This is a genomic window from Paenibacillus sp. CR_12, assembly GCF_041953985.1.
In the GTDB taxonomy this organism is placed as follows: Bacteria; Bacillota; Bacilli; order Paenibacillales; family Paenibacillaceae; genus Paenibacillus_AQ; species Paenibacillus_AQ lautus_A.
The window spans coordinates 88,498-100,190 of the sequence record NZ_JAVFHO010000004.1; the positions used below are offsets into that span (position 1 = coordinate 88,498).

At 51.2% G+C, this 11,693-nt stretch carries 15 protein-coding genes; 2 read left to right on the forward strand and 13 right to left on the reverse strand.

Annotated features, from left to right (window positions below; translation table 11 throughout):
- Positions 1-12: 12 nt before the first annotated feature.
- From spoIIIAD to RB297_RS16120, 10 genes are all read right to left on the reverse strand, one after another.
- A complete protein-coding gene (gene spoIIIAD / locus RB297_RS16075; RefSeq protein WP_009591272.1) occupies positions 13-402 on the reverse strand; it encodes a stage III sporulation protein AD in 390 nt (129 codons plus the stop codon).
- Positions 403-412: 10 nt separating this feature from the next.
- Entirely contained in the window at positions 413-616 is a 204-nt protein-coding gene (gene spoIIIAC, locus RB297_RS16080) for a stage III sporulation protein AC (RefSeq protein WP_007129715.1), read from the reverse strand.
- A 16-nt stretch (positions 617-632) separates the two neighbouring features.
- Positions 633-1,151, reverse strand: a complete 519-nt coding sequence (gene spoIIIAB / locus RB297_RS16085; RefSeq protein ID WP_096773228.1) for a stage III sporulation protein SpoIIIAB — start codon at positions 1,149-1,151, stop codon at positions 633-635.
- Complete coding sequence (gene spoIIIAA / locus RB297_RS16090; protein ID WP_036665743.1) at positions 1,144-2,142, reverse strand: stage III sporulation protein AA; 999 nt, start codon at positions 2,140-2,142, stop codon at positions 1,144-1,146. The genes spoIIIAB and spoIIIAA overlap by 8 nt, the downstream gene beginning before the upstream one ends.
- A 98-nt stretch (positions 2,143-2,240) precedes the next feature.
- Positions 2,241-2,507: a YqhV family protein gene (locus RB297_RS16095; RefSeq protein ID WP_096773226.1), complete on the reverse strand. Its 267-nt coding sequence runs from the start codon at positions 2,505-2,507 to the stop codon at positions 2,241-2,243.
- Positions 2,508-2,701: 194 nt separating this feature from the next.
- The gene (locus RB297_RS16100) at positions 2,702-3,955 is read right to left on the reverse strand and encodes an aspartate kinase (RefSeq protein ID WP_015734447.1); all 1,254 of its coding nucleotides are present in this window, start codon (positions 3,953-3,955) and stop codon (positions 2,702-2,704) included.
- Between the two features lie 239 nt (positions 3,956-4,194).
- On the reverse strand, positions 4,195-4,752 hold the full coding sequence (gene efp / locus RB297_RS16105) for an elongation factor P (protein ID WP_009591242.1): 558 nt from the start codon (positions 4,750-4,752) through the stop codon (positions 4,195-4,197).
- Between the two features lie 90 nt (positions 4,753-4,842).
- A complete protein-coding gene (locus RB297_RS16110; protein ID WP_096773225.1) occupies positions 4,843-5,913 on the reverse strand; it encodes a M24 family metallopeptidase in 1,071 nt (356 codons plus the stop codon).
- Positions 5,914-5,952: 39 nt separating this feature from the next.
- Positions 5,953-6,399, reverse strand: coding sequence for a type II 3-dehydroquinate dehydratase (gene aroQ / locus RB297_RS16115; protein ID WP_375120941.1), 447 nt, complete (start codon positions 6,397-6,399; stop codon positions 5,953-5,955).
- 77 nt (positions 6,400-6,476) lie between these two features.
- Positions 6,477-6,974 carry a YqhR family membrane protein gene (locus RB297_RS16120; RefSeq protein WP_009591249.1) on the reverse strand — a complete coding sequence of 166 codons (498 nt, stop codon included), beginning with the start codon at positions 6,972-6,974 and terminating at the stop codon, positions 6,477-6,479.
- A 167-nt stretch (positions 6,975-7,141) separates the two neighbouring features.
- On the opposite strand from RB297_RS16120, the gene RB297_RS16125 reads away from it, so the two are divergent.
- Together RB297_RS16125 and RB297_RS16130 are read left to right on the forward strand one after the other, a co-directional pair.
- On the forward strand, positions 7,142-8,134 hold the full coding sequence (locus RB297_RS16125) for a DUF1385 domain-containing protein (RefSeq protein ID WP_009591233.1): 993 nt from the start codon (positions 7,142-7,144) through the stop codon (positions 8,132-8,134).
- Positions 8,135-8,140: 6 nt separating this feature from the next.
- Entirely contained in the window at positions 8,141-8,476 is a 336-nt protein-coding gene (locus RB297_RS16130; RefSeq protein WP_009591231.1) for a hypothetical protein, read from the forward strand.
- Between the two features lie 48 nt (positions 8,477-8,524).
- On the opposite strand, the gene RB297_RS16135 is transcribed toward RB297_RS16130, so the two are convergent.
- The 3 genes from RB297_RS16135 to mntR all read right to left on the reverse strand — a co-directional run bounded on the left by RB297_RS16135 (position 8,525) and on the right by mntR (position 11,626).
- On the reverse strand, positions 8,525-9,448 hold the full coding sequence (locus RB297_RS16135) for a patatin-like phospholipase family protein (protein WP_015734444.1): 924 nt from the start codon (positions 9,446-9,448) through the stop codon (positions 8,525-8,527).
- Positions 9,449-9,527: 79 nt separating this feature from the next.
- On the reverse strand, positions 9,528-11,084 hold the full coding sequence (locus tag RB297_RS16140; protein WP_096773223.1) for a family 10 glycosylhydrolase: 1,557 nt from the start codon (positions 11,082-11,084) through the stop codon (positions 9,528-9,530).
- Between the two features lie 116 nt (positions 11,085-11,200).
- Positions 11,201-11,626 (reverse strand): transcriptional regulator MntR, encoded by a 426-nt coding sequence (mntR, locus tag RB297_RS16145; RefSeq protein WP_009591262.1) that lies wholly within the window; start codon positions 11,624-11,626, stop codon positions 11,201-11,203.
- Positions 11,627-11,693: the final 67 nt, after the last annotated feature.

Sequence of the window (11,693 nt, forward strand, 5' to 3'; positions counted from 1 at the left end):
CCCCACCTTTTTTCAAGCCGGGAGGAGCTTCAGGACCGTCTCGATGATGATCCCGATAATCGGTACAGCGAGCACCAATATGAGCACTTTTCCCGCCAATTCTATTTTGGATGCGATCGATTCCTGTCCGGCATCTCGAACGATCTGTGCCCCCATCTCCGCGATATAGGCAATTCCGATGATTTTCAGAACCGTCTTCAGATAGATGATCTGAACGCCGGAATTCTCGGCCAGATCTTCCAGCATGGATATGACATTACCGATCTTTCCGATCAGGAACAGGAAGATGAGGAGCGATGTCGCCACGGCGAGAAGAAAGGCAAAGAGCGGTTTCTGTTCCTTGACAATCAAGATCAGCACGGTAGCGATGATGCCGAGTCCTACCACCTGGATAATTTCCATAAATGTCCACCTACTGGAATAGAAAAATACTTTTGATTTCCTTCAGCAAATCGTCTAGCAGCCTTACGACCATAAACAATACAACCACGAACCCGATGAGGGTCACCCAATGCGCCATATCCTCTTTCCCCATCTGTTTCAGGACGGTATGAATCATGGCAATGATGATGCCAATACCGGCAATCTGGAAGATCGCGTTCACTTCAATGTTCATTTCCCTTGGCACCTCGCTAAAAGATCAATATGACGATCAATGCTCCAATGAGCAGTCCCAGACTCTTGCTCATTTTTTCATATTTGACCTGGTCATCCCTTGCCGCTGCTTCTTCATGCTTGAGCTGTCCCACGGCCAGAGCGATATGTTTGATCTGGTCCTGTCTGTCACTGGTGCCAAGTACGCCGCTTAGCTGTTCCAACACCTCACGCTCGGCACTTTTCATCGAGGTTCGTCTCCAATATTCGCCAAGCGCCTTGCGGATGCTGTCTTGTGCGGATAACCCGTAATCGGGTCTCATGTAAAGCGCTGCGGTGGCCAACAAAGATTTGAGCGGTTCACGAAGGGAAACGCCGATTCGCTCCAGCGCGTCGGGCAGCGGCGTAAAGCCGTAGCTGATTTCCGTCTCCAGCCGTTGAAGCGCGAGAATAAGTTCTCGCAGCTGTCTGGGTCTTGCTGCGAATTGCTGGGCTTGGTAGAATCCGGCTAAGGTTCCTGCACCCAGCACGAGCACGGCCCCGACCAGTTTAAGCATAGGCATCACCTCCCGGCTGGCCGCTGATAGCCGTCTGAAGCGTTCGCTGGCCTCCGTCATACAGCTTGTATGATCGGTGGTCGCCCGCTCGGCTAAGAACCGCATACATTTCAAACATCCGGTTCTCCAGAAGTCCCGAGAGGGCGGGCCGGCCCCGCATGTCCTGAACGGATGAGCCATGCGCCGTTGCAATCACGCTGATGCCGGCATGCAAAGCCTCAATCACCGCTTCCGCATCCTCCGGCCGGCCGATCTCGTCCACAATGAGCACGTCCGGAGACATCGAACGGATCATCATCATCATCCCTTCGGCTTTCGGACAGCCATCCATTACGTCCGTGCGAGGGCCGACATCGAATCCGGGTACGCCGCGCAAACAACCCGCGATCTCGGAACGCTCGTCGATGATGCCCACCTTCATTCCAGGCCAATGCACGGACGAGTTTCCCCACTTGCCGTAGCTGATCTGTCTAGCGAGGTCTCTGAGCAGCGTCGTTTTGCCTTGCTGGGGCGGAGATAAGATCAGCGAGTGCATCACCCTTTTCCGTTTCCGGTCAAGCAGATGAGGAAGGATGTCGTCCGCCGCTCCCTGTATTTCCTTGGCAATCCGGACATTAAATCCGCTGATATCCCGGATGTGCTCCACCCTGCCGCCGCTCAGCACCGTCCGGCCCGTAAGCCCGACCCGATGGCCCCCTGGTATGGTGATAAATCCCTTTCGCAGCTCTTCTTCCATGGTGTAGAGGGAATGATTGCTGATAAGGTCCAGCAGCCTATGGGTATCTTCACGCGTCGGTTTATACGCTTCTTCAGGCCGCAAGGTGAGTCCGCCTCGCCTGTCCAGGAAATGATGCTTGCCCGCCGAATTGATCTCCAGCGGACGCTCTTCCCGGATCCGTACCTCCTCCACATGTTCGAGAAGCTCTTTCGATAGGTTCAGCAGCATGCGTTTTACGGTTTCGGGAAACAGGTCTAACCAATTCAATGTCATATCAATTTCCCCCAGGTTGTCCTTTGTGATCATCTTCTAATAAGAGAACTTCATATCCCATGTGTATGCTTGTACCTGAAAAATATGCAGCGAATCTATCATTTTTTTAAAACCCCGTATAAGAGACAGGAGACGCCGCACAATATCCAGCCGATCTTCCCCCATGACAATTTATCTGCCATTCCAACCAGACCGATGGTTGTGGTCAAAATCAAAATGAGCGGACCCGTAAACGCCAATGCCGAATTCACGGCAAGCGCTTTATCGACTTGGTTCAGGCGCAGCATGATGATGGCCGCGACGATCTCAAGGCTGCCCGAGAAAAACCGAAGCGTTGCCATACTTGCGACAAACTTGTCCAGCATGCGATATATCCTCCCTCTTCCTTCTTCCTTCTTCACATGTGTGATGATTAAAAATATGCGGGGCCCTCTCGTTTTATCTCTATTTTTTCAATTTCATAGAAAGGAACTTCGAATCTTTCGGACAGCACAAAAAATCCCGGTCATAAATGACCGGGATTAACTCTATTAATATCGATGATGGCGGTTGAATCCTGTTATCGGCGAACCTGCGGTCCGCCTACGGAAGCCTGTTGATCCGTATCCAGTCCGTACGCGGTATGAAGCGCCTGCACGACCCCTTCGAGATTGCTTCCCTCGATGACGCAGGATACTTTGATCTCGGACGTGCTGACCATTTTGATGCTGACCCCCTGCCGGGAGATCACGTCAAACATTTGTGCCGCCACGCCGGGATGGCTGACCATGCCCGCGCCGACAATCGATACTTTCACAAGATGGTCTTCCGAGGTAACGTCGCGATACGGCAGCTTGCCGCGAATGTGTTCGATCACGGACAACGCACGCTCCCGATCCGCCAGGGACACCGTAAAGGAAAAGTCCGCTTCGCCGTTCTGAACGCCGCTCTGCACGATGATATCAACGTCGATCGATTCTTTTGCAAGCTCTCCGAACACTTGGGCCAGAACGCCCGGCGTATCGGCTACGCCCAGAATACTGATTCTCGCTACATTCTTGTCGAATGCAATTCCGCTGACAACCACACCTTGTTCCATGCTTGTTTCCTCCTTAACAACCGTACCCTCGTTATGATTAAAGCTGGATCTGACGACAAGCTTGACTTGATTATGCTTCGCATACTCGACCGCACGCGGGTGAAGAACAGCCGCGCCAAGATTGGCAAGCTCGAGCATCTCGTCATAGGAAATCTCCTTCAGTTTCCGCGCGCATTTGACTACCCGCGGATCCGTGGAGTATATCCCGTCCACATCCGTATATATTTCACATACATCCGCTTGAATGGCAGCCGCAAGAGCTACCGCGGTGGTATCTGAGCCCCCGCGTCCAAGCGTTGTAATCTCTCCGTCTTCGGACATGCCCTGGAATCCCGCGACAATGACGACATTTCCTTCGCCAAGTGCTTTGTGCACGCGCTCAGGCTTTATATCTGTAATGCGGGCTTTACCATGGACGGCTTCCGTGCGGAATCCCGCCTGCCAGCCGGTCAAGGACACTGCCTTGCGTCCAAGACCGTGAATCGCCATGGATAGCAGCGAGATGGATATCTGCTCCCCCGTGGTCATCAGCATATCCATTTCCCGTGCCGGTGGATTCTCGTTTAACAGCTTTGCCTGGTCAATCAAATCGTCCGTCGTATCCCCCATGGCAGACACCACGACCACACATTGATGGCCTTCATCTTGTTTCTCTACAATTCTTCTGGCAACGCGCTTCATGCGTTCTGTATCCCCTACAGAGCTGCCTCCGAATTTCATGACGTACAGTGACAATGCTTCTTTCACTCCCCACTAATATCGGTATGTAACAGTGCTCAGGTGGTTTCTCACTTTAAAACAGTATAATACGAAAGTGAGTCACCCCGTCAAGGCTTTTCAAGGCAAAAAGAAAACAGACTTAGGACACCGAGCCCGCTTATTGCAAAAAACTCCCGTACATTCGTACAGGAGTCGCGTTGGTTTAGAAGATATTGGCACCCCGTCCATCGTTGAAGGGTCCCGCTTATTGCATGTTATGCACGGGAAATGTATTTACCTTCGCGTGTATCGATCAGAAGCACATCGTCTTCGTTAATGAACAGCGGTACTTGTACATTGAGGCCGGTTTCCACTTTGGCGTTCTTCGTAGCGCCGGTAGCCGTGTTGCCTTTGATACCCGGCTCGGTCTCAACGACCTTCAGCTCGACGCTGTTAGGCAGGTTGATCCCGAGGATCTCGCCTTGGTAGCTGATAATGTTAACGTTCATGTTCTCTCTCAGAAAGTTAAGCTCCCATTCCAGCTGCTCGCTGGTCAAGCTGAACTGGTCGTAAGTTTCGTTGTCCATGAAAACATGCTCTTGACCGCTGGCATAGAGATACTGAACGCCACGGTTGTCGATGATGGCGCGGCCAATCGTTTCGCCTGCACGGAACGTCTTCTCCACGGTGTTGCCGTTGCGAAGGTTTTTCAATTTGGAACGTACGAAAGCGGCGCCTTTACCCGGCTTAACATGCTGGAAATCCAATACGGTGAAAATATCGCCATCTACTTCTACGGTCAAACCTGTTTTAAAATCGTTAACTGAAATCACTAAGATTCCCTCCTATGGATGCGGTCTATTTAATATAGTACACAAATTTCTTAAAGCATAAGCTCAACAAGGCTGCTTTTTGAACCCTTTTTACAGTACGGTGTAATCTTTGGACGAGCTTGTCAGTATGCGAATGCCCGTTTCCGTGATGACGATATCATCTTCGATGCGGACACCGCCAAGACCAGGCAGGTAAATGCCCGGCTCCACCGTTACGACCATGCCGGGCTGCAGCACGTCATCGCTCAGCTTGGACAGCCGCGGCGATTCATGAACTTCCATGCCCAATCCGTGCCCCGTGCTGTGGCCAAAATATTCCCCGTATCCGTAACGCGAAATAATATCGCGAGCCAAAGCGTCTGCTTCGCGTCCCGTCATGCCTGGTTTAATATGATCCAGTGCGTGAAGCTGCGCTTCGAGCACGATATCATAGATCTCCTTCAGCTTCGGATCAGGACTGCCGAGCGCCACGGTTCTCGTGAGATCGGAGCAGTACCCGTCCAGCAGCGCGCCGAAATCAAACGTAACGAATTCGTTCCCTTGAATGACCCGCTCGCTGGCTACGCCGTGAGGAAGCGCCGAACGCTCGCCGGAAGCAACGATCGTGTCGAAGGAAGACGCGGTTGCGCCATGCTTGCGCATGAACATTTCCATCTCGAGATCGATTTCCCGTTCCGTTTTGCCGGCAGCCAGAATCGTCAGGACATGGCTGAACGTCTGATCAGCCAAATCCGCTGCCCGCTGCATAATGCTCAACTCTTCGGCATCCTTGAATATACGCAAATCTTCTACAAGGCCCGAAACCGGCACCAGGCTGATGGGCGCGAGCTGTTCCGAATATGCGGAAAACACGCCGTATGTAACATGGTCCTGTTCGAATCCGAGCGATGCGATGCCTTCGGAAGACAACAGATCCTTGACCGTCTCCATTACCTTCGGCCCGTGCTCGACCACTTTAAAACCGACGGCTTGCTGCGGTGCTTGCGTCATATAGCGGAAATCCGTCAACAGATAGGCCTCATCGCGTGTGATCAGCACATATCCGGCTGAACCGGTAAAGCCCGTTAAATATCTGCGGTTGATCGGGCTTGCAACCAGCATAGCCGTCAAACCTTTGGCTTGAAGCTGTTCGCGCAGTTTAACCACTCGTTTGTTACTCATTCTAACCACTCTCCTCTCACCCTTATCCCGAAATAGGAGCTACCCTTCATGCTCGACCAGGACTTGCAGTAGAGCCGACAAGCCCAATGTGTAACTCGCCGCGCCAAAACCCGCGATTTGTCCGACAGCCACAGGCGCTATGACGGAGGTATGACGAAATTCCTCTCTGGCGTGAATGTTCGAGAGATGAACCTCCACTGTCGGAATGCGGGCAGAACTGATGGCATCACGCACAGCGTAGCTGTAGTGAGTCAGTGCTCCCGGATTAAGGAGTATGCCGTCAGCCTGTCCGATCGCTTCATGAATACGGTCAATGATAGCACCCTCATGATTAGACTGAAAGAAGGTAATACCGATACCGGCGAGATCCGCCTGTTTACGCAAATTATCTTCGATCGCCTGCAGGCTGAGCGAACCATAAATGCCCGGTTCCCGGAAGCCGAGCAGGTTTAAGTTCGGTCCGTTTATCACCCATATGGATTTCATAGGGCTTCCCACCTTTTCGTCAAATAACCAAAAGCTATTTTACCATAGGCGGCATCGGGTTGAGAAGTTTTTCTTGGCTAACCCGTCAGCTTCTTCGGTTCACGCAGTTTCTCGTCGGTGAATTCCTGCGCAATCGTATAACCGATAAAGAGGCCCCATAATATAAAAATACAAACCTCCGAAATGTTTGTATCCCAGGACAGCTTCTTCACTGGGTCCGTCAGCCGAAGCCAGGGATTGAGCGCAACAAACAGCACCGCCCACCACACGATTCCGTAAGCAATCCCGGGCCATGGGCCCTTCAGCTTCCTGAACAGGGCAACATAAATGAGGGAAGCGATGACGGAAAAGGCGATGAAGGACAGCCACCCGGCGATTTGCCCGGCTGTGGTCTTGAGGAATTCATGTTTGAAGAATGGCTCCAGCAAAAAACCGGGCACGACCTTCGTGAATCTCAACCAGTAAAAGATCCAAAGCACGCCCCCCCAGATCAGGCCGGCATAATAGCCCAGCTCCAGGGCAAACGTAAACGGATTGGTTATCTGGTTCTGCTTACGAAATTGATGTTCATGCATGGATTGATTCTCCTCTTCTTCGGTTATCGAAAAGCCCCGCTGTTTCTCCATTTCATCTCTGAAAGTAGTATGCACCGCTTCCCCTGCCCTAATCCAACTAGAAATTACTTTCAAAATTCGATACAATAGTTCATAGAACGAATAACATGTCAGGGAGGGTGAACTGGTTGTCCGATAAGTCAACCCCGATCAGCTATGGAGGCCAAGCTGTAATCGAAGGCGTTATGTTCGGCGGCAAGCATGTGAATGTGACGGCCGTGCGGCGTAAAAATAATGAAATCAAGTTTCTCGAGGTGCCTCGCGAAGACAAGGCATGGGTTCGGAAGCTGCGGAAGATCCCGCTTCTTCGCGGCATCGTCAGTCTCATAGATTCTACTATCAAAGGCTCCAAACATTTGAATTACTCTGCCGATGCTTATGCTGACGATACGCTGGAGCCCGAAGAACGCGAGAAGCAGAAAGAGAAAGAAGACTCCGGCTGGAGTTTAAGCATGATTATCGGTGTGGCCGCCGTCAGCGTGCTTTCCTTTGTTTTCGGCAAGCTGCTGTTTACACTCGTTCCTGTTTTTGTAGAGGATTTCTTTTTTGGCGATACATTTGATCACTATATCGTGCATAACCTGATTGAAGGCGTTATTAAATTAATACTGCTTCTCGTGTATTTATGGGCGATCTCCCAAACACCGGTCATAAAAAGGCTCTTTCAGTACCACGGCGCCGAACACAAAGTCATCAGCGCATTCGAAGCCGGCGAAGAGTTGACGGTGAAGAACGTTCAGAAATATACGCGGCTGCATTATCGCTGCGGCAGCAGCTTTATGATGCTGACCATTGTGCTCGGCGTTGTTGTCTACTCGGTGGTGCCATGGGATACCATGACGCAGCGGGTCATTCAAAGAATTGCGCTTCTTCCGGTCGTGCTTGGCGTTTCCTTTGAATTCCTGAAATTGACCAATGCCATGCGGGACCTGCCGGTACTCCGTTTCCTCGGATATCCCGGTCTGTGGCTGCAGCTTCTGACGACGAAGGAACCTACTGATGATCAAGTTGAAGTATCCATCGCATCCTTTAACAGAATGCGTGAGTTAGATGCTCAATACGAGAATGTTACAGTTCACCAATCTGTGACAGGAAGTGTGCTGGATCCCGCGAAAGGGTGATAATCCATGAGAAGGCATGCGATCATTTTTTGGACGGCGATTACGTTGGCCGCCATAGGGCTACTGGTATTCCTGTTAGACCCTGGATCAAGAATGAGAATATTGATTCCTCTAATTATTGTTGCTGTCGTGTATGTGCTTTACAAGTTCCCGCCACGCCGTTTTAACAAACGTCCCAAGGTGAAGCCTTCCAAGCGGACGGCCGCGAAACTGGCGGCGGCTAAGAACAGCACCGTACGCAAAAGCAACCCAACGGCTAAACGTAAACAGTATCCGTTTCAAGTGATCGATGGGCACAAAGGAAAATCCGACCCATCCGATGATGTTCCTAAATACCATTAACCGGAAAAACCGCCCGCCCGCGCATGCATATGCCGGGTGGACGGTTTTTTAATGTTCGGCATTCCAGCGGGTGAAAAACATCGTGCCGGCCGTCAGACCGGAATTGTATAAATTCTCGCTTTCCTCTTTGGTCAGATTAAAATGGGTGGTGCCGATGCCGAGCGTCGGAATTTTGATCGTGCGATTTCGGTTTTGCTGCTCGATATAACGTTCATCGTGTGCGGAGAGCATCGTCTCGAACATGGCGGTTAACATCCCGATCGGGCCTTCGATCAGATGAGGCAGGTTGCTGTTCTTCCCGACCATCTGAAAGCCCAGCACCGGCAGGGGCTTAGGCCCACCCTTCGATTCGCGATCAAAGAGCCATAAGGGGAAGTTGCTGAGCAGTCCCCCATCCACGATATAAACAAATTGCTCGCCGAACGATTTGCCTTTTGCGGCCCTGCCCAACAAACGCAGGATGACGGGGTCAAAAAAATAGGGGATGCTGCAGCTCATGCGCACAGCCTTGGCTACCGGAAAGGTGGCAGGATTGATCCCGTATTGGCGGAGATCATCCGGAAGCACCAGCAGCCTGCCATTGGTGATGTCCGATGCCACGATATAAAGCTTCCCTGCCGGGATGTCCGAGAAGGTAAATATCCCTTTGGCCAGCAGGATTTCCCTTATCCAATTCTCCAGGGCTTCCCCGGAATAGAGCCCTTTCTTAATCAAGACCCGCAAGGCAGGACCGATAAACTTTGTATTAAAAATGGGTGCCCGCTGGAGAAACGAATGAAAGGGCGTTTCCTCGATAATGCGCTTGATTTCGTCAGCACGGTAACCAGCTGCCAGCACGGATGCCACGATGGAGCCCGAGGACGTTCCGGCAACGCGGCTGAATACCATGCCGGCATTCTCCGCCGCCTTGACAGCCCCGGCAAGCGAGATGCCCTTGACCCCCCCGCCTTCAAAAACCGCATTGATCTGCATATAAAAATCCCCCGCCTCACATGGTCTAATGACTATGTATGAGCGCGGGGGATGTTTCATACCTATAGGACGTGCAGATTTATCTATAATATGATTGCAATTGATCTTTAATGCCTAACGGATTGCTTAAAATATTCTCTGCTCTAAAGAAAATGCTGCCTTTCACTTCGGCATGGTTTTGATTGTACTTCAATTGATTGATGATTTCCGATGCGCTCTGCCAGCCGATTTCGCTGGTTCCCAGTTTGTAGGGGGCATGGCCGATCAGAAGATCTACGCCGGTTCCTTGTACTTCGCCGGCCCACCAGTCCACCAGCTTATCATAGTCGGCTGCCGGGTTACTCATGCTCCAGTAGATCTGCGGTGCAACGTAATCGATCCAGCCGTTCTGGATCCAGGTCCGCACATCGGCATACATGCTGTCATACGCCGTTACACCGGCCTTCGTATCCGATCCCGTCTTATCCACGGACTGGTTACGCCATACGCCGAAAGGGCTGATTCCGTATTCGACGTCCGGTTTCACGCGATGAATGCTCTCTCCGAGCGATTGGACAAAGGCATTGATATTTCCGCGGCGCCAATCCGCCAGATTGGCGTAGGCCCCATTATTGAACTCGCGGTATGCCGCGTCATCGTTAAAGACCGTATTGGACGGATAGAAGTAGTCGTCCAGATGGATGCCGTCAATATCGTATCCGTTAACGACCTCCATGATCGTATCGATGATATGCTGCCTGGCTTCCGGAATCCCAGGGTTGATGTACAGCTGCTTGCCTGTATTCACGATCCAATCCGGATGGCTTAGCGCAACATGGGACGGATGGAGCGATGCCGTCAAAATATCGGTGTTCGCCCGGAATGGATTAAACCAAGCGTGAAATTCCATATTCCGTTTGTGCGTTTCCTCTACCATGAAAGCAACCGGGTCGTAACCCGGATCGGCACCTTGAATGCCCGTCAACACCTTCGACCACGGTACCATGGTGGAAGGATACAATGCATCACCGGCCGGACGTACCTGCACGTACACGGTATTGATGCCGACATCCTGGAGCGAATCCAGCAAGGCGATGTAAGAGGCTTGCTGCTGTTCCGCGCTGGTCTTCGTTTTCGGCCAGTCCAGATTGAACACGGTGGATATCCAGGCCCCTCTGACTTCATCCCCGGTTGATACCGGCGGAGGAACGACGACCGAGCCCGTGGACAGCGAGATGCGCTGCGCCGCCTGATTCCACTCCACTTGAACGCCCAGATTCTCGCTGATGAAACGCAGCGGAACCATGACCCGGCCGTTCTTGATTTCAACGGAAGCATCCAGTGCTACCGATGATCCATTCACGAGGGCGGTTTTTTTGCCGGATGTCAATTGCAGGCTCGAACCGTCCTTTCCGATTGTTACCGTCTTCGACTTCTGATTCCAAGCGACCGAAGCGCCAAGTCCTTCACTGATGATCCGCGTAGGAACCATGGTTACGTTAACCTTCGGCAATATGTAAGGAGATACGTCACTGTTCAGGTTTACACCGTCCAGCTGAATGCTGATACGAGCCGCCTTCGCTTGCGCGGTTGGGACCACCGACGGGAGACACAATAACAGCATGATCAGCACCAACAACCATCTACGAAGCTTCATTTCTATTAATCCTCCGAAAATATGAAATTTGCAGGTAATCTAACCTATTACTATAACCATGTAAATATGACGGTTCAGTTTAAAAAAGCATCTGTCACAAGCGGACAGATGCCACATTACGATTCGTTGACTAATTCGTTATGAACGTCACGCAAATCCTGAAGTCGATTCTCATCACGCTTGAAATATTCCACAAGCGTCTCAATTCTCGTAATGGAATCCCAGCTCAAGTGATGCTCGATTCCTTCAACGTCCCTGTAAATGTTTTCATCCTGTACACCGATCATTTCAAGGAATTCCTCAAGCAAATGATGACGCTCCATGAGCCGCTTGCCCATTTTTTTGCCTTTGCTGGTCAGAACCAAACCACGATATTTTTCATAGATCAAATATTCGTCTTTGTCCAGCTTTTGAATCATTTTCGTGACGGATGAGGGGTGAACCTCCAAGCCTTCGGCAATATCCGAAACGCGCGCATAACCTTTTTCGTCGATCAACTTGTAGATGCGCTCCAAATAATCCTCCATGCTAGGTGTCGGCATCTTATTCCCTCTTTTCTATAATTACATAACCCGTGCCATAAAACTGTTTTACCTGCATTAGTAATGA